The 22,224-nt window shown below is 54.7% G+C and carries 13 protein-coding genes, 1 rRNA gene and 1 pseudogene; 10 read left to right on the top strand and 5 right to left on the bottom strand.

The window, feature by feature from the left end; translation table 11 throughout:
- Together ACWIZX_RS14645 and ACWIZX_RS14640 are read right to left on the bottom strand one after the other, a co-directional pair.
- Positions 1-330, bottom strand: a pseudogene (locus tag ACWIZX_RS14645) (hypothetical protein); the annotation flags it as partial.
- Between the two features lie 180 nt (positions 331-510).
- A complete protein-coding gene (locus tag ACWIZX_RS14640) occupies positions 511-1,230 on the bottom strand; it encodes a response regulator transcription factor (RefSeq protein ID WP_448336310.1) in 720 nt (239 codons plus the stop codon).
- A gap of 660 nt (positions 1,231-1,890) precedes the next feature.
- Here ACWIZX_RS14640 and ACWIZX_RS14635 point away from each other — a divergent pair.
- From ACWIZX_RS14635 to ACWIZX_RS14595, 9 genes are all read left to right on the top strand, one after another.
- On the top strand, positions 1,891-2,490 hold the full coding sequence (locus ACWIZX_RS14635; RefSeq protein WP_322792123.1) for a bifunctional nuclease family protein: 600 nt from the start codon (positions 1,891-1,893) through the stop codon (positions 2,488-2,490).
- Between the two features lie 104 nt (positions 2,491-2,594).
- The gene (locus tag ACWIZX_RS14630; RefSeq protein WP_448336309.1) at positions 2,595-5,273 is read left to right on the top strand and encodes a replicative DNA helicase; all 2,679 of its coding nucleotides are present in this window, start codon (positions 2,595-2,597) and stop codon (positions 5,271-5,273) included.
- Entirely contained in the window at positions 5,273-5,968 is a 696-nt protein-coding gene (locus ACWIZX_RS14625) for a DnaD domain-containing protein (protein WP_448336308.1), read from the top strand. Before ACWIZX_RS14630 ends, ACWIZX_RS14625 begins: the two co-directional genes overlap by 1 nt.
- A complete protein-coding gene (locus tag ACWIZX_RS14620) occupies positions 5,946-7,328 on the top strand; it encodes an ATP-binding protein (protein ID WP_448336307.1) in 1,383 nt (460 codons plus the stop codon). The genes ACWIZX_RS14625 and ACWIZX_RS14620 overlap by 23 nt, the downstream gene beginning before the upstream one ends.
- 93 nt (positions 7,329-7,421) lie before the next feature.
- Positions 7,422-10,154: a cation-translocating P-type ATPase gene (locus ACWIZX_RS14615; protein WP_448336306.1), complete on the top strand. Its 2,733-nt coding sequence runs from the start codon at positions 7,422-7,424 to the stop codon at positions 10,152-10,154.
- 95 nt (positions 10,155-10,249) lie between these two features.
- Positions 10,250-10,636: a YkvA family protein gene (locus tag ACWIZX_RS14610; protein WP_322793540.1), complete on the top strand. Its 387-nt coding sequence runs from the start codon at positions 10,250-10,252 to the stop codon at positions 10,634-10,636.
- Between the two features lie 22 nt (positions 10,637-10,658).
- Positions 10,659-11,747 (top strand): alpha/beta hydrolase, encoded by a 1,089-nt coding sequence (locus tag ACWIZX_RS14605; protein WP_448336305.1) that lies wholly within the window; start codon positions 10,659-10,661, stop codon positions 11,745-11,747.
- Positions 11,748-11,816: 69 nt separating this feature from the next.
- Entirely contained in the window at positions 11,817-13,676 is a 1,860-nt protein-coding gene (locus ACWIZX_RS14600; protein ID WP_448336304.1) for a hypothetical protein, read from the top strand.
- Positions 13,677-13,721: 45 nt separating this feature from the next.
- The gene (locus ACWIZX_RS14595) at positions 13,722-14,405 is read left to right on the top strand and encodes a protein-L-isoaspartate(D-aspartate) O-methyltransferase (protein ID WP_448336303.1); all 684 of its coding nucleotides are present in this window, start codon (positions 13,722-13,724) and stop codon (positions 14,403-14,405) included.
- On the opposite strand, the gene ACWIZX_RS14590 is transcribed toward ACWIZX_RS14595, so the two are convergent.
- The 3 genes from ACWIZX_RS14590 to ACWIZX_RS14580 all read right to left on the bottom strand — a co-directional run bounded on the left by ACWIZX_RS14590 (position 14,381) and on the right by ACWIZX_RS14580 (position 20,431).
- Positions 14,381-17,170, bottom strand: a complete 2,790-nt coding sequence (locus ACWIZX_RS14590; RefSeq protein ID WP_448336302.1) for a hypothetical protein — start codon at positions 17,168-17,170, stop codon at positions 14,381-14,383. The two genes, ACWIZX_RS14595 and ACWIZX_RS14590, sit on opposite strands and share 25 nt — an antisense overlap.
- The gene (locus tag ACWIZX_RS14585) at positions 17,167-18,339 is read right to left on the bottom strand and encodes a TniB family NTP-binding protein (protein WP_448336301.1); all 1,173 of its coding nucleotides are present in this window, start codon (positions 18,337-18,339) and stop codon (positions 17,167-17,169) included. The genes ACWIZX_RS14590 and ACWIZX_RS14585 overlap by 4 nt, the downstream gene beginning before the upstream one ends.
- Before the next feature lie 220 nt (positions 18,340-18,559).
- The gene (locus tag ACWIZX_RS14580; protein WP_448336300.1) at positions 18,560-20,431 is read right to left on the bottom strand and encodes a VanW family protein; all 1,872 of its coding nucleotides are present in this window, start codon (positions 20,429-20,431) and stop codon (positions 18,560-18,562) included.
- Positions 20,432-21,052: 621 nt separating this feature from the next.
- On the opposite strand from ACWIZX_RS14580, the gene ACWIZX_RS14575 reads away from it, so the two are divergent.
- Positions 21,053-22,224: ribosomal RNA gene (locus ACWIZX_RS14575) — 16S ribosomal RNA — on the top strand; the annotation flags it as partial.

Here is a 22,224-nt window from a genome sequence, read left to right as displayed (position 1 = left end):
TGGGGTGAAGGTGTTGGTGAAGATCGGCACAGGCGTCCAGGTGGGCGGAGGCGGGGTTGGGCTGATCTCCGGTGTGGCGGTCGGCGGCTGGGTCGGCTGCGGGGTTGCCGATGGAATCGGCACAAACGGTTCGGTGGGGCGCGCCTGTTCGGTCTGGGTGAATTGCGCCTGAATGGTTGATACGGCTTCGGTGGCGGCCGCGTTGAGGGTGGCCTGGAAGGCAAGCGGGTCAGGGGTGGGCTCACCGCCGCCCAGAATGCCGCAGCCGCTGGCTACCGAAGCCAGCAGAACGGTCAGCGTCAGAAGGGGGAAAAGTCGTGAACGAGGCATGGTTACGCTCCTTGGTTATTTTTGAGATGGAAAAGAAACAACATTAAGACGATTTTAATGCCATTTTTGTTCCGCCGGAAAATCAGATTGTTTTAACATTCTATACAGGTTCAGCAAAAAATACCAGCCCCCAAGGGAAGGATTGCGGGCTGGCAGTTTGGCGGGGGTGTGGATTGGTCGTCAGGGGGTGTGCTGGGGAGACTCTATCGGGCGCAGGCGGCCGTTGAGGGGGTGGGTTTCTTCCAGGTCCAGCCGGTAGCCCATGCCGCGAATGGTCTTGATGAAGCGCGGGTGGCGCGGGTCGTCCTCGATGGCCTGTCTCAGCCAGGAGATGTGCACATCCAGGGTGCGGGTATCGCCGGTGTATTGGGTTTCCCACACCCGGCTGAAGAGCACCTCGCGTTCGATGACCTGCCCGGCATGATCCATCAATTCTTTCAACAGGCGCACCAGGCGGGGGGTCAGCACGGCCTGATGATCGAGGCAGCGCACCGAGCGTTTTTTGAGATCCAGCGAAATTGGCCCGGCGCGCAGCACGTTCTTTTGTTCCTGCGGCAGAAAGGGTTTCATGCGGTTGAGCAGTTTTTGCAGGGTAAAGGGCAGGCGCAACACCACATCGGCGGGGGAATCGTTGGCAGGCGCTGCGGCGTCCAGAATCAGAATGATCGGTACGGCGGGAGCCTGTTCCTTGAGGGCGGTACAAATCCGCTTGCCGCTGGTGCGCATCGAGGCTGCATCCAGAATAATCAAATCCGGGAGGCGTTCGCCGATGCGCTGCAATGCCGCGCTGCCGCTGGAGACGGTTTCGACGGAAAAGTTTTTCTTGGTCAACCCCGGTAAAAACGAATTGCGGTCGGGGCGTTTACCTTCAATCAGCAGTATGTGGATGTTTTCCTGCATGTTTTTGTTACCACCGTATGAGAAAAAGATTTTTTACATGCAACGGCTCAGGTAGGTTGATCACATGCCGTTAAGGCGCTTACCGTTAAAGTTCCCAATGGGGTTTGTGGCAAAACCGGCTTTGGATTTTATCAGAATTTTGCGAGTTTACTGCGACGACCGGACAACAAATTTGTTAAGATTGATCAAACACCCCGTTTGGCAATTGCCCGGTGTATTTCCCCGGCGGCCGTTTCATCCTTTTGAAACGCCTGAACCGGTTACCGCTGCGGATTTCGGCGGCTGCTTTGCGCGCCCGCCTGAGATAAAAAATAAGTGCATTCCAGCTGGTAAAGTGCGTTGAAGAATAATTCCCGCTGAGCTTTAAGCGGGAAGGAATGTTGGTAGATAGTTGCATTATACCTTAAGAACTTAAGAAATGAACAGAATCAAAAAATGTTAACATTCAAATGTTTCTGGTTGTAGGATGGTTGTTTCACGGGATAACGAACCGAAAGAGGGCTTTTGTCTGAACTTTGGGTGAATGCTGTTGCATCCCGTTCCCGCCCGTGTTAAAATAAAACCACAAGACCAGTGTGGATGCAGTGAAGCCTGCGGCGACTGGTTGGATTTGATCAACTCCCGGTTTGAAGGGAGAGAAAAGGTTGAAAGATGGCCCGAATGGTTGAAGTTGTCATTGACAGCGTGCGTGTCAGCCTGACCAATCAACAGCGCATTGTGGTGCTGCGGGAGATCAACGCAGAACGCTATTTGCCAATCTGGATTGGCCCGTACGAGGCAGAAGCAATCACCATTGCCCTGCAAGAAATTGAAGTTGCCCGTCCGCAGACCCACGACCTGCTCAAAAATTTACTGGCTACCTTCAATGCCCGCCTGGTGCGGGTTGAGGTGGTGGCGCTGAAGGATGATGTTTTCTTCGGCAATCTGGTGGTGGAATACAACGGGCATCTGGTGGAGATCGACTCACGTCCGTCGGATGCGCTGGCGCTGGCCGTGCGTGCGCATGTGCCGATTCTGGTGGCGCGCGAGGTCATGGAAACTGCCGGAATTGTACCCGAACGCGATTTGCAGGCGCCGGAAACTTCTGCGGCAGAGCCTTCCGCTGCGCCGGTTGAGGAAGACGACCTGAGCGAAGAACGTCTGTCGGTATTTGAAGATTTTTTACAAAACTTAAAGATTGATGATTTGAACGAAGATCAGGATGAAGAGGATAAGGACAAACCGGATCCTGATCCAGACAGCCCAAAGCCGGGCAAGTAAGCCAGAATTCAGCCGGGCGGGGAATGCCGCCCCGCCGGCTCAATTTTTAGTGGTTCATCACAGGGGGGCGTGTTGTATTTCAAATTTTCAGGTTTGACCCAAGCATGAGCGAAGATTTTCCACCCGTAGAAGACAGCCAGCTCTCCATGGATCAGGCTCACCCGCACAACCGCGAGGCGGAAGAGGCGGTGCTGGGTTCGATTTTGATTAACCCGGAAGTGTATTACGAGGTTGCGCAAATCCTCAAGCCGGAGGATTTTTACATCGTTCGCAACCGCTGGATTTGGGAAGCGATTACCCGCCTGCATGACCGGCGCGAGAAAATTGACTACCTGACCTTGACCCATGAGCTGGAAGAGAGCGGTCATCTGGTGGATATTGGCGGGCAGGCTTACCTGATGGCTCTGCTTGGCCAGACGCCGACTTCTTTGCACGCCGAAGCCTACGCGCGGATTGTGGAAGAGGCGTCCATCCGGCGCAAGATGCTTGCGGCGGCCAATGAAATGGCAAAGCTGGCACTCGACTCGCGTAAAAGCCTGGATACCCTCATCGGCGAGGCCGAAAAAGCCGTTTTTGGGCTGAGCGAGCGGCGCATTCAGCGCGATTTACAGCCCATTGATGTGGTGCTGGGCGAGTACTACGAACGGATTGACCAGCTGGCACAGCGCAGCGATGAGATTTTTGGCGTGCCGACCGGGCTGGTGGATCTGGATAAATTGCTGGGCGGCTTGCAACGCTCCGACTTCTTGATTGTGGCTGGCCGCCCCGGCATGGGTAAAACCGGATTTTTGCTTTCGGTGGCCAAGAACGCTGCCCAAAAGCACCGCAAACGGGTGGCCATCTTTTCGCTGGAAATGTCGGCCGAGCAGCTGGTGCAACGCCTGATTGCTCAGGAAACCGGGATTGACACCCAGCGCTTGCGCAGCGGTAAACTGAGGGATGAGGAATGGGCGCTGTTTGCGCATGCCATTGAAGTGCTTGGCGAAACGGAAATCTGGCTGGATGATACGCCCGCCATTACGCCGCTGCAGTTGCGCACCAAATGCCGCCGGTTGCACATGGAAAAGCAGCTGGATCTGGTGATTGTGGATTACCTGCAATTGATGTCCGGTGACATCCGCACCGATAACCGCGTGCAGGAAGTGTCCAACATATCTCGCAACCTGAAAGTACTGGCACGCGAGTTGAACGTACCGGTGCTGGCGGCGGCGCAGCTTTCGCGGGCGGTTGAGCAGCGTGCCGACAAAAAGCCGGTGCTATCGGATTTGAGAGAGAGCGGCTGCCTGACGGGTAACACCCGCATTATCCTTGCAGAAAGCGGCCGGGAAGTGCCCATCCGAGACCTGGTCGGCAAGACAGGATTTTGTGTTTGGGCGTTGAACGAGAATACTTTAAATCTGGAAGCCATGCCGGTCAGTAAGGCTTTTGAAACCGGCACAAAAAAAGTATGGCGATTGACAACCGGGCTGGGCAGATATATCGAAGCTACTGCCAATCACCGCTTCCTAACATTGGATGGCTGGAAACGCCTGGACGAATTATCCGTTGGCGAGCGGATTGCGCTACCGCGTGTGATTCCCTCCTCTGCCCGTACCTCTATCCGCGAAGAAGAACTGGCTTTGCTGGGGCTGTTGTTGGGAGATGGTTGTATTCTAAGCCATCATGCCTACCAATACACTACATCTGAGGCCGATCTGGCTCAGGAAGCTATGCGGCTTGCCCAGATTGTGTTTCCCGATCAAATTGAACCGCGCGTGCAGGTGCAAAATTCTTGGTTACAGGTATATTTCACTTCCAAGCGGCATCATACCCATGGGATTCACAGCCCAATGACTGATTGGTTGAAAAGTTTGGGAATTCTCAATCTGCGCTCCTCGCAAAAATTTGTCCCTGAAATTGTTTTTTCCCAAACCGAGCGTTCGATAGCAACCTTTTTGCGTTATTTGTGGGCAACTGATGGCAGTATTCAACTAATTCACGGGAAAAAGACCAGAGCAATTGCCTACTATACTTCCAGTAGCGAGCAATTAAGCCGCGATGTCCAATCACTTTTGCTTCGTTTGGGAATTAATGCTCTGTTGAGACGTGTTCCTCAAAACGGAAAGGGATTGGATCAATGGAATGTGGTGATCACTGGAAAACCCGACCTGAACCTTTTTGCGGAGAAAGTTGGGGCGGTAGGAACATATCGAGAACGCCGTTTGCAGGAAGTTTATGACTACCTTCAAAACCGTGTCAGTAATACTAATCGGGATGTAATACCCGCCCGCGTGTGGCGGCAGGTTGTGGATCCGGCCATGCAAAGTGAGGGAATTACCGGCCGGCAATTGCAGGCAGCTCTTGGAAATGCGTATTGTGGAACGACACTTTACAAGCAAAATATCAGCAGAATGAGAGCGAACCGGCTTGCGAAAATTCTCCATTCGGAAAGACTGAATGCGCTGGCGAACAGCGAGGTTTACTGGGATGCGGTGGTATCCATTGAGTATAAAGGTGAAGAGCCGGTTTATGATTTGACTGTTCCAGAGCATCATAATTTTGTCGCGAATAACATAATTGTCCATAACAGTCTGGAACAAGATGCAGATATTGTGATGTTCATTCACCGCCCGGAAGCAATGGAAAAAGATAGTCCGCGCCAGAATATTGCCGAAATCATCGTTGCCAAACACCGCAACGGCCCCACCCATCCGGGCATTGAACTGGTCTTTCTCAGCAATCTGGCGCGTTTTGACAATGCGGTCATCCTGCCGCGCGACTCTTCCGAAAGAGCAGGCCGCTGATGAAACCCTTTACCGGTTTTCCACCCGGCAAAACCCGCCTGACCCCTCTGCCAGCCGCTTTTTTCAGTGAGCTGCTGCCGCAGATAGATGACTTGAGCGAGTTAAAAGTGACGCTGTATGCCTTCTGGCTGCTTGACCGTATGGAAGGTGAATTTCGTTTTTTCCGGGCTTCCGATCTGACAGAGGATGAGCGGCTGCTGGAAGGGCTGGCAAAGAACCGCCGCCAGGCGTTAACGAACCTGCAGGACGCACTCGAACGCGCCGTCCAGCGCGGCAGCTTGTTGAAGGTCAATCTGGGAGAAGAAGACAGCCTGTATTTCCTCAATACCCCGCGCGGGCGGGCTGCTGTGGCGGCCCTGCAAAACGGAGAATGGTCGCCGGAGGACATTCAGCGCCCAGAAGTGCGGCTGATGCTGGAACGCCCCAACATCTTTCGCCTGTATGAAGAAAATATTGGCCCACTCACCCCGCTGATTGCCGAAACGCTGGAAGAGGCCGAAAAAACTTATCCGGTTGAATGGATTGAGGAAGCGATTCGCGCCGCAGTGGAAAGCAACGTGCGCCGCTGGCGGTATGTCGAAGCCATCCTGCGCGCGCGATTGGAGAGGAGCGAACATGAAGCCAATCGGGGAAAGTCTGAAAAAGATCGCCGACGCTATATCCAGGGAGAATATGGCGAATTTGTCGAACACTGAACGAGGTGAAACCTCACCCGGCGGGCAGCAGCCCGGCATGTTGGGTGATCCCAACTGCCCCATTTGCGGCGGCGTGGGGTTCGTGGCGCACGATTTACCGGTGGGTCACCCTGATTTTGGGAAATTGCACATCTGCACCTGCCGCCAACAGGAAGTGAGTGCCAGCGAGCGCCAGCGTTTGCTGCGCCTGAGTAATCTGGATGCCTTCCGCCACATGACCTTTGAAACTTTCAAGGTACAGGGCCGGCTGGGGCTGGGTGATCAACAGGCTCGTTCGCTGCAGTTTGCCCATCAACAGGCGCAGCAGTATGCCCGTACGCTGCAGGGCTGGCTGCTGCTGATGGGCCCCTATGGCTGCGGCAAGACGCATCTCGCCGCAGCGGTTGCCAACGCCGTGGTCGAGATGGGGGTGGAAGTCATCTTTTTGACCGTGCCGGATTTGCTCGACTGGTTGCGGGCATCTTTCGGCGGGGGGGATGAATCCTTTGAACAGCGTTTGAACGAAATTCGCAATGTGCGACTGCTGGTTTTGGATGATTTTGGGACGCAGAACGCTACCCCCTGGGCGGAGGAGAAACTCTACCAGATCATCAATCACCGCTACATTCACCGCCTGCCGACGGTGGTTACCACCAATTTGCTGCTGGAAGAAATTGACGGGCGGATTTCTTCGCGCTTACAGGATGCGGAGCTGGTGACCCGCGTACACATCTACGCGCCCGACTACCGTTCGCCGGTCAGTGAAGAGGTGCGTTCTTCGATTTCAACCCTGTCTCTCCTGGCGGATCACACTTTTGGCACCTTTAACCTGCGCGAACACGAGAAATTACCGCCCGAAGACCGCGCCACCCTGCAAAAAGCCTTTGATGCCGCGGTAGCCTTTGCCGAAAATCCGCGCGGCTGGCTGGTTTTTATGGGCAGTTATGGCTGCGGCAAGACGCATCTGGCGGCGGCGATTGGCAATTACCGCAAAGGGGTGGGGGAAGAGCCGATTTTTGTGGTTGTGCCGGATTTGCTCGATCACCTGCGGGCAGCGTTTTCACCTTCCAGTACGGTTTCTTATGACCGCCGTTTCGAGGAGGTGCGTTCTGCGTCATTGCTGATACTGGATGATTTGGGCACCCAAAGCGCTACCCCTTGGGCGCGCGAGAAATTGTATCAGCTGCTCAATTACCGCTATAACGCCAAACTGCCCACCGTCATCACCACCGCGCAGGCACTGGATGAAATTGACCCGCGCATTCGCAGCCGCATGATGGACCGAAGAGTGTGCAACGTGTATGGTATCACGGTGCCGGCTTATGTTTCGCGCGGGGAAGCGCCGCCCAAACGCCGCGGCGCGCCCCGGCGCGGGGGATAGTTCTGGTACAATTATCAGACCAAAGCGGGCTGTAAAAGTTCAGGCCGTAAACAACAGGGGGGAAGCATAAACCATGGAAAAGGAGAAGAACCCATGCGACCTGAAGATTTGGATATTAACCGAATTGAATTCACTGAAGGCGGCAAAAAGGTCATTGCCTGGCACGCCGAACCGCTGGAAGTCGTTTTCCGTAAACTGCAAAGCCTGCCGGATGGGCTGAGCGAGGAGCAGGTTGCCGAGCGCCTGCGCGAGTTTGGCAGAAACACCCTGCCAGCCAAAGAACCGCCCACCCTCCTGCAGGTGTTCCTGCATCAATTTGCCAGTCCATTGATCTATATCCTTTTGATCGCCGGTGTTGTGGCATTGCTGATGCAGGATTACAAAGATGCCGTGTTCATCTTTGCAGTGATTCTGCTCAATGCCGTGATTGGCACCGTGCAGGAGTGGCGCGCCGAGCAGAGCGCACACGCTTTGCAGGTGTTGCTGAAGATCAAGGCGCGGGTAAGGCGCGGGGGGCGTATTTTAACCGTCCCGGCTGAAGAAATTGTGCCGGGAGATATTCTGCTGGTCGAATCCGGCGACAAGGTGGCGGCCGATATGCGCCTGATTCAGGTGAACAACCTGCGCATTGATGAGTCTTTCCTGACCGGTGAATCGCTGGCGGTGGAGAAGAGCGAAAAACCCCTGCCGGCCGATTTGCCGGTCAGTGACCGGCGTAACATGGCCTATGCCGGTTCAACGGTCATGTCCGGGCGGGGCGTGGGGGTTGTGGTGGCAACCGGTCCGTACACAGAGGTTGGAAAGATTGCCAAAACCATCAGCGAGGAAGAGGGCGCAAAACCGCCGCTGGTCATCCGCATGGAAAAGTTTGCCCGGCAAATTGCGCTGATTGTGCTGGGCTTTACCGCCATTTTGGGCATGATTCAGTTTGCGCGCGGTGAGGCGCTCAGCGATGTGTTCATTCTGGTGGTGGCAATGGCTGTTTCTGCCATACCGGAAGGGCTGCCGGTGGCGATGACGGTTGCCCTTTCACTGGCGACCAGCCGTATGGCGCGCCGTAATGTGATTGTTCGGCGACTGACGGCGGTGGAAAGTCTGGGAAGTTGTACCCTGATTGCCAGCGACAAAACCGGCACGTTAACCGTCAATCAACAAACCGTCAAGCAAATTGTGCTGCCGGAAGGGACGCTGATTGAGATCAGCGGTCAGGGATATAACGATGAGGGCGAGGTCAGGCTGGCAGGTGAAGAGGGAGAAATTACACCAGAGATACAGGGCCGGCTGTTGAGCATTGCCCGAGAAAGCGCGTTGTGTAACGAAGCCACGCTGGAAAAAGAAGACGGTAAGTGGCAACATACCGGTGATGCCATGGATGTAGCTTTGCTGGCATTGGGTTATAAACTGAATATTGACCCCTCTACACTGCGCCGACAGGTACGTATCCTTGACGAAGCTCCGTTTGAGTCTGAAAAACGCTATGCCGCTGTGGTTTACGAAAATGCAGGCGCCCCGCGGCTGGTGGTCAAAGGGGCAGTGGAAACCGTGTTGCATTTTTGTGCGCGGATGATGACCGCCCAGGGCGAAGAGCCGCTGGATCGGGACAAAATTTTGCAACTGGCACACCAAAAAGCAGAAAATGGTTACCGCGTGCTGGCGCTGGCAGCCGGTGGTGGCACTTTGGAAGATCTGGAAAATGATCAGGCCGACCTCACCCTGCTGGGGCTACTGGGCTTTATTGACCCGCTCCGCCCGGAGGTCAAAGAGGCGGTGCAGACTGCCCAAATGGCTGGCATCAAGGTTGTGATGATTACCGGCGATCATCCGGCAACTGCGCTGGCCATTGCCCGCGAATTGGGCATTGCTGAAAGCTCGGCGGATGTGATTACCGGCAAAGAACTGGGAGAGATTGGCTCACCGGAGATTCCCGAGTTCTACGAAGGGATCAAGCACAAAACTGTTTTTGCGCGGGTCACCCCCGATCAGAAACTGCAAATTGTGGATGCGCTCATCCGACTGGGTGAATTTGTGGCCGTGACCGGGGACGGTGTCAACGATGCGCCGGCACTCAAGAAAGCCAACATCGGGGTGGCAATGGGCTCCGGTACCGATATTGCCAAGGATACCGCCTCGATGATCGTTACCGATGACAACTTTGCCTCGATTGTGGCGGGGGTTGAGGAAGGCCGTTTTGCCTATGCCAATGTGCGTAAAGTAACCCTCCTGCTCATTTCAACCGGTTTTGCTGAACTGGTGTTGCTTGCGCTGGCAATTTTGCTGCAATTTCCCGTGCCGTTAATTGCCGTGCAAATCCTGTGGTTGAACCTGGTGACTAACGGAATTCAGGACGTTGCGCTGGCGTTTGAAGCCGGGGAACCGGGGGTGATGCGCCATCCGCCGCGCAAGCCGAGCGAGGGCATTTTTAACCGCAAGATGATTGAACAGCTGCTGATCAGCGGGCTGACCATGGCGCTGGTTTGTCTGGCAGTGTGGGTGTTCCTGGTGCGGCAGGGATACGCCGAAGACACGGCGCGCAACATCCTGCTGGCGCTGCTGGTGCTGATGCAGTTTTATCATGTGCTGAACTGCCGTTCGGAAGAGGTATCTGCCTTCAAGATACCGTTCAGCCGCAACCGCGTGCTGGCAATTGGTATGCTGGTGGCGCTTGGACTGCACATTCTGGCAACCGAAGTGCCGTTCCTGCAATCCTTGCTGCGCACCGAATCGCTGACATGGCAGACGTGGCTGATTTTGTTTGCTCTTGCCAGCGTGGTTTTGGTGGTGATGGAAATCTACAAAGCCATTCAGAAGCGGCGGGCATTGATATAATGACACCATACTCCCCTTGAATGGGGTAGAGAGAGCCTGGATTTGCTTAAGAAGCTGGTCAAAAATTTAAACCTCAACAACCTTGAGAGATTCGAATGATGGAGAAATTGAAAAGCCGCGCGCGGGTGCTGAAACGGGATGCTTACGCATTAACCATTGCTGCTCGTGATCCAAGAGTTCCCTGGTATGCCAAGGTGTTTCTAGGGCTGGTGATTGCCCATACTTTTAGCCCCATTGATCTGATCCCTGATTTTGTGCCTGTCCTCGGCTATCTCGATGATCTGATCATTACCCCGTTGGGAATTGCTCTGGCTTTGAAAATGATCCCGCCGGCGGTTATGGAAGAAGCCCGGCGGCAGTCGGAAGAATTGCTGCAGCAAGGCAAACCTGTCAGCCGGGCTGGTGCCATTCTGGTAATCGGTTTGTGGCTGGTAGTCTTGACCATCCTCGTCTGGCTGATTGTTCGTGCGGTAAATAAATAACTGGAATGAGGATGTTATTAAGATGATTGATTTCATTCGCAAGACAAGCCGGCCACTCCGTGCTTTGGGGAGGGCGACTGTATTTTTCCTCAAGGTCTTCCCAATGCTGCCCTCCCGACCGGTGGATTGGGTGACGCACCCACCGCTGATTGAGCGGGTGCAATATCCGACGACGGACGGGATTGCCGAAGGGGAAATTTACCGCCCTTCATCACCCGGCCGTCATCCGGGCATTCTGGTTTGTTTGGGGGTGGTTCCTTTTGAGGTGAATCATCCGCAGGTGCCGGTGTTGGGTAGAGCGCTGGCGCGGGCGGGTTTTGCGGCATTGCTGTACTGGTCACCGGCAATGCGCGATTTTCGGCTTGACCCGAAAGACATTAACAACATTGCACTGGCGTATCAATGGCTGATTGAGCAGCCGTTTGTAGATGCCAGCCGCAGCGGTCTGTTGGGTACCTGTGTGGGCGGCTCGTTTGCGCTGATGGCGGCGGCGCACCCGTTAATTCGTCAGCAGGTTTCCTTTGTCAGCGCTTATGCTCCCTATTCTTCCTTGTGGACATTTTCCAGAGATATTGCCAGCAGTACGGTTGATGAGCAGGACGGCAGGCGGGCGTGGAAGGTGGATTCGTTGACCCGCAAGGTATTCATCCACTCGCTGACAGCCTTCCTGTACCCTGAGGAATCCGGGTACCTGTGCCGTACATTTTTGGAGGGAGAGGAACTGGATGATGAAAGCAGTCTTTCAGAGGATGGAAAAGCCGTGGCTGCATTGCTATCGGCCTCGAGCCTATCCGAAGCAGAAAGCGCCCTGGAACATTTGCCCGATCAAATCCGGCAAGCCTTTTCAGAAATTTCCCCACTGACCTATGCGGAGGATCTACAAGCGCCGCTGGTCGTTTTGCTGCATGATCGGGGAGATCAGGTCATTCCGATTGGCGAAACCCGGCGTTTATGCGCTGCCCTCGGTCAACGCCCCGGTTTGTATTTTACGGAGATGCAGTTCAGCCATCTTGACCCTGCCAAAGGTAAATTGCCGCCCCTCAAGCTGCTCAGGGAATTTTCCCGATTCTTTGGTGCTGTGTCTCGTTTATTCCACCATGTGGTTGATTGAAAATTGCAACCAACCAGCCATAAGGATTGTAATTTTCGCCAAAACCGGGTATAAACTTTGCCATTGGTTATGAAGAAAACTGGCAGGCTGACTTCCTTCCATAATCCTTCGCTGGGGATGTTCTTCCTGTTTGCCGGGCTGGTCTGTTTCCTGTTTGCGGTAATCTATTCTGCCCAAATCGCCGCGTTTTTGGGTATTTTTCGCTTTTTACCGATGGCGCTGTTCGGCGGGTTTGTCTTGGTTGGCGCTGTCTGGCTCTTTTTTCGTTGGGATGAGGGCGGGCTGCTGGCTGATTTACGCCAGCGGGATGAGCGGGCTGTCGGCTCAATGGGCTGGTTGAATGCAGCCGGCTGGCTGGTCAGCGTGCTGGTGTTCTTTCTGGTTGTCCTCCTGCCGTTGATGCGCTGGCCTTTTTCCCCAATCAGTGATGTGCTGCACTGGGATGCGGGGGCATACCATTTCCCCAAAGCGATTGAATTGTATAAAAGCGGTACTTACTGGGATCTATCCATTCCGTTTGGGGAATATCCCAACGGGTTTGAATCGCTTTTGGCATTTGGACTGCTGTTGACCGGCGATGAAACCCTGTTCGGCACAGTGCATGCGTTGATTGCCTTGCTGGCTTTTCTCTCCATCTGGGGGCTGGGGTGGCGCTATACGCGTTTACCAGGCGGGATATTGGCCTTTTTGACACTGGTGATGTTCCTGAGCGGCTCGATCGTGATTGCCAATAATCCATGGTGGATTGTGGTGGATCAGGCTTTTGTGATTGGTAAAAACGACTTGCTCACGGCGGCGGTGGTGCTGGCAGGGTTGGTTTTTGCGCCGATCGGCCCACGAGGGCAGAGAATAGCCTTTCACCTGCCAGGGCTGGCGTTTTGTACTTCCCTGATTCTGGCCATCAAACCGGTGGGGGTATATGCGCTGCTGCCCCTCTGGCTGCCGCTTTTATTCCGTTGGGGAAAGTCGCTCTGGCAAAGGGTGAATGTGCGGCAAACGCTGTTGAGCGTGTTGTTCTCGGCGCTTGTAACCGTGCCATCGGCGTTGTGGATTGTGCGTAACCTCGTCGTGATTCACACCCTCTTCCCGCCCGGTGTGTGGGAATACAACGAGTGGAGCATTCTGAATAACCTGACCAACCCCTACTTTTACAATTATCTGCCCAAGTTGTTTTTGTTTGTGCTCGGCGTAACCGGTGGACTGGTTCTGCTGGCGGTGGTTGGCCGGCTGGGGGGCAAAGCGCTTCAGGGCGGCCGGCTGGAGCGCTGGCTGGGGCTGCCTTCCATCGCACAGGCACTTGCGCTGCTGGTTTTGTTTTTCTCCTTTGTGGTTACTCCTCAAACCGCTTTTTATGGCAGCAATCAGCAGCCCACCCAGATTGGCTGGCGCTTTGGGGTAGCGCTGCTGAGTTACCTGTTTGTGCTTTTGGTTGGGCTGGCGGGGCCACTCATTCAAAAAGCCCTCAACTGGCTGAATAACCGCCGCTGGCGGATGCTTGCCGGGGTGACGGCGGTGGTGCTCATTGGGGGCGGCCTGTTCTGGCAAAACCGTGATTTGTTGAAAATCTACCCCGGCAATGATATTGTTCTGCGGGATCAATTTCGCGAACCGGTGGGGGTGGATGGTTACTTCTCGGCGTATGACTTTGTGCGCCGCAACATTCATGATTCGGTTGTCCAGATTGAACATGGGCTGATGTACTATGTGTATGGGGAGAAGTACACCAATCGTCCAACCAAACTGCATTATCCGCTGGGGCTGGAATCCATGGTTGCACAACGCGATCCTCAGTACTATGTCACTTTTTGTGCCAATTTCTGGACGTATCAACCGGAGGAGTGCCCGGATTATCTGGAAGCCCCTTCTTTCACGGAGCGGTGGCAGTTGATTTATCAGGACGACTATGGGCGGGTTTATAAACGGAAGTAAACGGTTGGTTGTTTGCCCGTTTCGTGCTTTAATAGAAAAGTGAATATGGATAGTGATTTCACCATTGCCCGTGAAACAATGGTTCGCGAGCAAATCGAGCGGCGCGGTTTGCACAACCCGCGTTTGCTGGCAGCCTTTCGCAAAGTGCCGCGCCATCTCTTTGTGCCGGTGGATTTGCGCGACAGAGCCTACGATGACGGCCCGCTGCCGATTGGCAAGGGACAAACGATTTCTCAACCCTATATTGTCGCTCTGATGACTTCCCTGCTGGGATTGGAAGGGGAAGAACGTGTGCTGGAAATCGGTACAGGTTCGGGCTATCAGGCGGCAATTTTGGGGGAACTGGCAAAGGAAGTGCATAGCGTGGAACGGCATGTCGGCCTGGCGCTGCGGGCGGCTGAGGTGCTTTCACAGCTGGGTTATTTGAATGTGCATGTTCACACGGGCGATGGCAGTATGGGGTGGGAGCAGGCCGCTCCTTATGATGCCATTGTGGTAACCGCCGCTGCGGCAGCCCCGCCTCCACCCCTTTTGAATCAGCTGGCAGAGGGCGGGCGGTTGGTGTTGCCGGTTGGCAGCCGCATCGAGCAGATTTTACAGGTCTGGCACAAACAGGCGGGAAAATTCACCTATGAGAATATCATCCCGGTCAGCTTTGTGCCGCTGCGCGGTGCGTATGGCTGGAGCGAGAAAGACTGGGAGCGTTACGAGGGTGATGACTGGTTGTGAGGAATCAGGGGTTGATCGGCAAACCAGCGGCGGATAAATTCCACCTGAAAACGATAGGCGCCATTGACCGGTTCAATCACATCCCGCTTGAGCAACTCGGCAAGCCCGCTTTCGCTAAAGAGCGGAGCGATTTTGTGCCATTCATCCGCCGGCAGACAGGTTTGTGAGCCTTGCCGGGCGAGGGCAATTGCCATGCTGGCTGCCAGCGGGCTGAGTTGATTGTGGTACAGGTCATTGAAGAAGATGATATTTCCGGTTTGGGCGTTTCGGAGCGCCTGTTCAAGGTCTTCAGGGGTAACCCGGAAGCGGCTGCTCAGTGGTTGTTCGTTTTTAATCAAGACCAGTTCAAAACACAGGGATTGCACCAGATAGGGATGACCGCGGGTCAGTTCATAGATAGCCTGACTGACCTCCGGGGCATATGTCAGCGGAAAAGGTTTGACCGGCTGCTCAATTAATTGCAGGGTTTCGGATCGGGTCAGGTAGTCAATTTTCAGTACACGGGCATTGATGAGAAAATCGCGCCAGAGGGGCATTTCTTCAGGCAGGTGGGTTCCAGCCAGAAGGATCTTGAAGCGCGGGTGGTGTTGAACGGTGTGGCGGGCAAATCCAAGGTAGATTTTTGCCAGTTTTAGATTGGCATTCATAATTGCTTCAAGACTCTCAAATTCATCCATTGCCAGCAGCAGGGTTTGCTGGCGGCTTTCCAGTTGGGCTTCGGTGGCTGCCACCCACTGATTCAGCATTTGATAAAGACTTCCGCCTGAAGATGACTGCCCCCTGAAAGCAGGCAAATCTACATTGCGAAAGCGCAGCGCCGATTGGCGAACCAGTTCAACAAATTCGGGAACCAGTTCATCACTATCCTGATACCCTGCCAGTCCCTGACAATCCACAAAACAGGGAATGATGCTGGAAGTTAGAAAATGGCTGAGGTTGAGCAGCAGTGAGGTTTTCCCCATGCGGCGCTGCCCGAACAACAACAGCGGGGGGCATTTGTCCTGCATGAGCATCTGGTTGATGCGTTCAATGATCTCACTGCGCCCGACAAACAAGAGGGATTGCCGCTCACTGAGCGGCATACCGCAAATATATGGGTTGGGAATTTCCTGCTGATATTGGGCAGGAATCGTCATGGCTTCGATGTGAGAGGATAGCATGCGCTGCCATCTGGCAATGATGGGCGCAAAACGCTGTGATTGGGGGTGACGGCTTAAGAGCAGCTCATTTTGCAGGGTGGCCAGTTTGTCGCGTGCCATGCCCAGCCCTAACCGCTGTTGGTAGGGTGTGGTCTGGCGCAAAGCATGTTCAATATCCCGGCTGATGTTGTGAAGGGCGATGAGGATGGTGGAAAGCGGTCCTTCCAGCAGGCCGGCGGCGGTCTGGTGATGGATTGCAGCAATGGAAGGCACATCCGGGCAGGTTTCAAACTGGCGGGCGGTCAATTCCATTTGCACCTTTTGGGCAACCGGCCGCTGAGCAGTAGCCGAGAGTAAAATCAACACGTCCTGAAGCAGGTGCGGCTGGCGTTCGGAGAGCAACAGCAGATATTCATCCAGGTCGGGCCAGGTCAGGCGCTGCTTCTCATCCCAAAAGGCGGCGTGCAGCCAGAACCAGCGCAAATCGCCCGGCCGGTTTTGGTCGAGGTTGAAACAAAAATTGTTCCAAATGGCAACCAGCGGGTAGAAGAGGAGCGGCCGCCAGAATGAAATGGTCAGGCCAAAGACCAAAACCACCAGGGCGATTGTAATCAGGTGCGGTTGGTGTTGGTAACCGGCAAGTACGTGCGGTCCGAGTGGGATCCAACCAACACCGGCAACCAGCCCGCTGGCAACTGCGGCAGCATTGTTGCCGCCGACCTGACGGGTAAGCGTGCTGCTCAACCCAAACAGAAGGGTGATGAACGCCCCGCCGATCATACCGGCGTTCAAATTCATCAAAATTGTTTGACTGGACTGGCTGACCAGACCGGCATAACCGAGTGCCATCCAGAAGGTTAGCAGAACTGCCGGAAGCAGTGAGCGACGCCAGCCGCTGCGGCTGCGCAGGTGTAAAGTCAGCCAAACGGTTAAGAACCCAATCGGCAGTGCGCTACCAATCAGCAGGATCAACGGTAAACCGCTGATGGTCTGGTCAATTTGCAAGGTTTGGGGGGTATTAATTAACTCCCCAGAGGCTATTGCCCAAAATCCAAAAATTACCCCGGCGCCGACCAGAATGCCGGTGATCACTCCCAACAGGCAGCGAAGAAGAGAAGAGGGGCGCTGACGGACTTGCAGCAGGTTGAGCTGAACGCTGGCAGCCAGCCCGGCTGCGGCAGCGGTGACCACAAAGTAAGCATCCATATCTGGCAGGAGCAGGCCGGTGCCCAACCCTAAGACAAAACCGAAGGTTAAACCGCTTCCAATGCCAGCCAGCAGGGCGCCGCACAGACTGGCAGAGAGGCCATAGCCGATTCCAATTGCCAGTTTAATCGGCAAATCATTCAGTGAGTTGCCCAAGAAGATGCTGATGAAGGGAATCAGGAACGCAATCCACAATCCCAGAGAAAGCCAGGTGAACAGCAAAAAGCGTGCCAATTGCGGGTTACGGCGTTGTTTGTCGGTCAATTCGATCAGGCTGAAGTCCAACGGAAGGGATGGGTCAATCAGGGCGAGATGGCGCTGCCAGGCTGCCGGGTGAACGATCAGCCAGAAGAGAATGCGTAAGGGAGAAACCAACCTGAGGCGGCCGGCAGGACTGAGCGAAAGCGGGGCTGAGATCATGGCGTTTCCAGCAGGTAGCGGTAGGGTTGAATGTTGGCCAGCGCATCGCCCTTCCAGATTTCATCGGATTGATTTTCCTGCAGGGCAACCAGCCGGGTGCTGCATAGAATTTGCAGCAGGGCCGGCCAGCAGCCGCTGTGCTGGATAATCCAATCGGCATCCGCGGGGGAGAAGGGGAGTGGGCTGGACTGGATTAACTGGCGGGCTTCTTCTTCGTTGAGCGGGCCAAGCTGAATGGAATGCCCAAAGATGTTTAAGAATGGTGATGGTTTGCCCAGCGCATTTTGCAGGGTCGGCAGCTGGTTTTGGGCCGCAATCACAAAAGCCAGTTTTCCATCGGTGAGGTTGGAAGAAAGCGAACGCAAACTCCACCAGAACTGCTGGGTAAATTCGGGATTGGTGAGCGCAATTTGAATCTCATCCAGTAGAATCACGGTGGGATTGACCAGATAGCGGACGACAATATCCACAAACTGAATCAGATCGAGTGAGGGCGGGGCGGGAAAGTTGAGCTGGCGCAAAACATAGAGCAGGAACCCCTGGCGATTACAAACGCGCGGGTCTTGAAAGTCAACATACACCCAGCGGTAACGCTGGGGCTCGTCCAGCCAGTTTTGGGGCTGGTTGGGGCGCAGGGCGCCGGGAGGGGTGCGGGTGATGGTGTGGATATAATGTAACAGGGAGGTCTTCCCGCTGCGTGAAAGACCACTGATGGCCACGTTTTGCATGGGAGCGCTGTTGAGAGCGGTAAAGATGCGGCGGAGTTCACGTGTGCGCCCAAAGAATTGATGCGGCTTGAGAATCGGCGGACCGACGATGAAGGCCGGCTGAGCGGTGGCGCTGGTGGTGGAGATGGGTTCGTTCGGAAAAATTTGACGAACGAGAACATCGGCACTGGGGTGGCCGCCACGGGAAAGAAAGGAACGCAGATCATTTTCGTTTTCCCAACCGCCGCGGTGGGCGATGATGCGCGCCAGGTTTTCCACATCCTCCAGCCGGGCAGGCACGCGCTGGTGGTAAAGCCAGTATTGAATGGCACTGCCACCTTGCCGGCCGAGGGCGTAACCCAATTCGTCAAACACGACCTGGCGGGTTTTGTTTTCCAAAAATGCGATGCGGTTGATGGCGCGTTGGAGCAGTTCGCTGAAGCGGGGTTCGCCGGTAGGCATGAAGAGGTTTTCTTTCGTCTTTGGGAGTGATTTTAGAGCGCAACTCAGAACAATTTTGAGTGTTTTCCTAGTATATTATAGCCGTATTCACAATCCCCGCTTAATTTTGATCGTTTCTTTATTGCCAATTTCGTCCCGCTGCCGACGACTTCAGGGGATCGTGCAGAAGAAACAACTCTGGCGATGGGGATAAAGCCGGAGTTGTTTCTTTTAAGAGGGCTCAGTCGTTGTTTTCGGGTTCTGGGGTGGGAATTTCGGTGCCGGGGCCATATTCGTAAACTGCCTGCCAGGGCTGGTAGCGGGTGTAGATGCGGTCGGTAAAGTACACCTGACCGTTGCGATAGACCGTACGGGTAACGGTCACTTCGGCGCCTTTGGCTTCCCAATCCACCTGTTTGATTTCGCCTTCTTTCAGCTCGGGGTTTTCCTTGTAGAGGGGTTTGGGCGGTTCGACAATATTCACCGGTCCGGTAGTTTGCCATTCCACGGTGCGCCCATCGGAGGTGGAGTAGAACTTCCACGTCAGGGTGCTGGCATTGGGGTTGACGTAGGTTTCCATCAGCAGCCAGTAAGGGGTGTCATTGGTGAACTTGAAGTCCACAATGGGAACATAAACGGTGGCATCCAATCCGGCCAGTTTCGGATCAAGGCGGTTGCCGTAGGTTTTTTCGTAATAACTGACGCGGTAGGCGTGGGCGTGCCGCTCAACAATCGGGTAGCCGCCAAAGAAGGCAGTGCGGAAGAGGGTGGTGCTGACCTGGCATACACCGCCGCCAACGCCTTTGATGGTTTGTCCGCCGACGATGATCAGCGCTTCGGCATAGCCATTATCCAGACTGATATTGCCCAATGCGTCAGCCATCGAGAAAGTAGCTCCCGGCGGAACCAGCAAACCGTGAAAACGGCTGGCGGCCGCCTGGATGTTTTGAACCCGCTCACGGCTTGAGCCGTAAAAATAAGAGGTATGCTGACTGACCAGTTCGGTTATGCCCAGGCTTTCAGCAGTGGCATCATCTGTGACCGGGGGGTTGGTGTAATCGAAAACCAGTGGAATGGTGTGCTGATCCTGCTTCAACCCTTCCTGAATGGCGCGCAGGGTGGCATCCACATTGAGGGTGCGTCCGATGACGGCCGGTTGAAGCAGGTCTAGCTGGCGGGTATCGTCGTTGAAAATGAAACGAGCATTCTGAGGATAAGTACGCAGGTTGGGAGCTAAATTGGAAAGGAAGGTGATCAGCATTTCGCTGTTCAGGGTGATCTCGTATTGTTCGCCATCCTGATTGCGCACGCGTTCAATCGAGAGCATGGATGCCAGGGTTGTGCGATCAAAGACCCACGGGCTGCCGGGTGCGGTTTGGCCTTCCGGCATGGTGAGGGTTAAAGGCTGACTGAGGATGCGGCGCGCCAGCTCGGCCTGCTGGCTGGCATCCAGAATGACAGGCGGGGTTTCCTGAACAACCAGCGGGACAACCCCTTCCTGCAGGGATTGCACCTGCGCCGAGACCAGTGCCAGGGAAGCGTCAATATCGAGCGTGCGGCCGATTTCGCCGGAACGCACAATTACTTCCTCTCCCTGCAAGCCGAGGTTGGCTTCGATGACCGGTCGGTTGATGACCGCGGCGATGCGGTTGAGGTATACGTAAGCAATGCGCTGGTCGAACAGCAGCACGGGGGAAGTGTTTTTACCGGTGTACCAAGCGTTGAACTGATCGGCAAACCGGTTAAGAAGATTGCCATCCCGTCCGACCCGAAAGGCAAGGGTTGCCGAAGCACCGGGGTCAAGGAAGAGCCCCAGTTCCTGGGGCGAGGCTACCCACAAATTCTCGTTATCTTTCAGAACGATGCGCCCCTGGGTGGGGAAGGTGATTTGGGCGGAGATTTTCTCGGCTGCCTCGGCAGGGCTCAGTCCACCCACTGCTATGCCGGCGACCTGTACACCGGGGAAAATTCGCCCGGCAAACCAGATCTGGTAGGTCAGAATCACTGCAATGAAAAGGACGAAGGTGAAGACGAGAGAAAGCAGCATTGCCGTGAGCAATTGCTGCAACAGTGAGCGCTGGTTGGAGAAGGTGAGTGAACCGATTGCTTTCATAAGAAAATTATACCATCCTGAATTAATGACGACTGTTTCAGTCCGCTTTTGAAAAGGGCATGGATAAGACGGTTGGATTGATGGAATTGTTCCTGGTGCAAGGATCGTTCCGAATTGCGGAAGGGAAAGGGAACGACTTTTGGAAAAAAGGCACGAAACCCCTTGACAGGCATAGGGATAGGAGTATAATCCAGCCCGTTGCCTGTGAGGGCAGCCCGGTTTCGCCGGAAACGGCAGACCGCTCAAAACAAAATACGCCACTTCCGAATGAATTCTGCGAAACCCCTTGACAATCCGAAGCAGGGTGGGTACAATATAAGTCCCAAACTGTGAAAAGATCTTGCTGAGAAAGCGGATCGGTAACAATTGAAAACGGGTTGGTGCAAGAGGGACCAGGCCTGGCAGGGACGTCGAGAGATGCGCCGGTGTTGACCAAAGATGAACGACTTAGGAAAACATCGGCGATTTTATCGCCAAATGCTTGACAGGAAACCGCTGGTAGCGTAGAATCTGGCCCTCGGAAGCAAGCGGAACCTTAACAACTGAAGAGTGATAGGAAGGAAGCCAAGAAAAGAGAGCTCCGTTAAACATCCGTAACGAACACCTGAATAAGGTGATATTTTTGCGGAGAGTTTGATCCTGGCTCAGGATGAACGCTGGCGGCGTGCTTAATACATGCAAGTCGAACGGAGGTTGTAGCAATACGACCTTAGTGGCGAACGGGTGAGTAACGCGTTGGTGACCTGCCCCGAAGTGTGGGATAACAGCTCGAAAGGGCTGCTAATACCGCATGTGATCCCCCGGATTAGAAGCCGGGTGATTAAAGGCGAAAGTCGCTTCGGGAGGGGCCTGCGTCCCATCAGCTAGTTGGTAGGGTAATGGCCTACCAAGGCGATGACGGGTAGGGGACCTGAGAGGGTGGCCCCCCACAATGGAACTGAAACACGGTCCATACACCTACGGGTGGCAGCAGTAGGGAATATTGGTTAATGGGCGAAAGCCTGAACCAGCAACGCCGCGTGCGCGATGAAGGCCTTCGGGTTGTAAAGCGCTTTTTGAGGGGAAGAGGAAGGACGGTACCCTCAGAATAAGTCTCGGCTAACTACGTGCCAGCAGCCGCGGTAACACGTAGGAGACGAGCGTTATCCGGATTTACTGGGCGTAAAGCGCGTGCAGGCGGTTCGGCAAGTTGGATGTGAAAGCTCCCGGCTTAACTGGGAGAGGTCGTTCAATACTACCGGACTTGAGAGTGGTAGAGGGAGGTGGAATTCCGGGTGTAGTGGTGAAATGCGTAGATATCCGGAGGAACACCAGTGGCGAAAGCGGCCTCCTGGACCACTTCTGACGCTCAGACGCGAAAGCTAGGGTAGCGAACGGGATTAGAGACCCCGGTAGTCCTAGCCGTAAACGATGTAGACTTGGCGTTGGTGGGTTCAAATCCATCAGTGCCGAAGCTAACGCGATAAGTCTACCGCCTGGGGACTACGGCCGCAAGGTTAAAACTCAAAGGAATTGACGGGGCCCCGCACAAGCAGCGGAGCGTGTGGTTTAATTCGATGATACACGAAGAACCTTACCAGGGTTTGACATGCAAGTGGTAGGAATCCGAAAGGTGACCGACCCTTCGGGGAGCTTGCACAGGTGCTGCATGGCTGTCGTCAGCTCGTGTCGTGAGATGTTCGGTTAAGTCCGCTAACGAGCGCAACCCTCGCTGTATGTTACAGGTGTCATACAGGACTGCCGATATAAAGTCGGAGGAAGGTGAGGATGACGTCAAGTCAGCATGGCCTTTA

The organism is Bellilinea sp. (assembly GCF_053501535.1).
The sequence above is the reverse complement of the archived record's forward strand: the minus strand, read 5'-3'. Positions and strand labels throughout refer to the sequence as shown.

Bases quoted from the DNA above. Each gene is read 5' to 3' on its own strand.
- ACWIZX_RS14590 (WP_448336302.1), bottom strand. From the start codon at position 17,170: ATGATCTCAGCCCCGCTTTCGCTCAGTCCTGCCGGCCGCCTCAGGTTG.
- ACWIZX_RS14620 (WP_448336307.1), top strand. From the start codon at position 5,946: ATGGCGAATTTGTCGAACACTGAACGAGGTGAAACCTCACCCGGCGGG.
- ACWIZX_RS14610 (WP_322793540.1), top strand. From the start codon at position 10,250: ATGATGGAGAAATTGAAAAGCCGCGCGCGGGTGCTGAAACGGGATGCT.
- ACWIZX_RS14595 (WP_448336303.1), top strand. From the start codon at position 13,722: ATGGATAGTGATTTCACCATTGCCCGTGAAACAATGGTTCGCGAGCAA.
- ACWIZX_RS14615 (WP_448336306.1), top strand. From the start codon at position 7,422: ATGCGACCTGAAGATTTGGATATTAACCGAATTGAATTCACTGAAGGC.
- ACWIZX_RS14640 (WP_448336310.1), bottom strand. From the start codon at position 1,230: ATGCAGGAAAACATCCACATACTGCTGATTGAAGGTAAACGCCCCGAC.
- ACWIZX_RS14600 (WP_448336304.1), top strand. From the start codon at position 11,817: ATGAAGAAAACTGGCAGGCTGACTTCCTTCCATAATCCTTCGCTGGGG.
- ACWIZX_RS14605 (WP_448336305.1), top strand. From the start codon at position 10,659: ATGATTGATTTCATTCGCAAGACAAGCCGGCCACTCCGTGCTTTGGGG.
- ACWIZX_RS14630 (WP_448336309.1), top strand. From the start codon at position 2,595: ATGAGCGAAGATTTTCCACCCGTAGAAGACAGCCAGCTCTCCATGGAT.
- ACWIZX_RS14625 (WP_448336308.1), top strand. From the start codon at position 5,273: ATGAAACCCTTTACCGGTTTTCCACCCGGCAAAACCCGCCTGACCCCT.
- ACWIZX_RS14635 (WP_322792123.1), top strand. From the start codon at position 1,891: ATGGTTGAAGTTGTCATTGACAGCGTGCGTGTCAGCCTGACCAATCAA.
- ACWIZX_RS14585 (WP_448336301.1), bottom strand. From the start codon at position 18,339: ATGCCTACCGGCGAACCCCGCTTCAGCGAACTGCTCCAACGCGCCATC.
- ACWIZX_RS14580 (WP_448336300.1), bottom strand. From the start codon at position 20,431: ATGAAAGCAATCGGTTCACTCACCTTCTCCAACCAGCGCTCACTGTTG.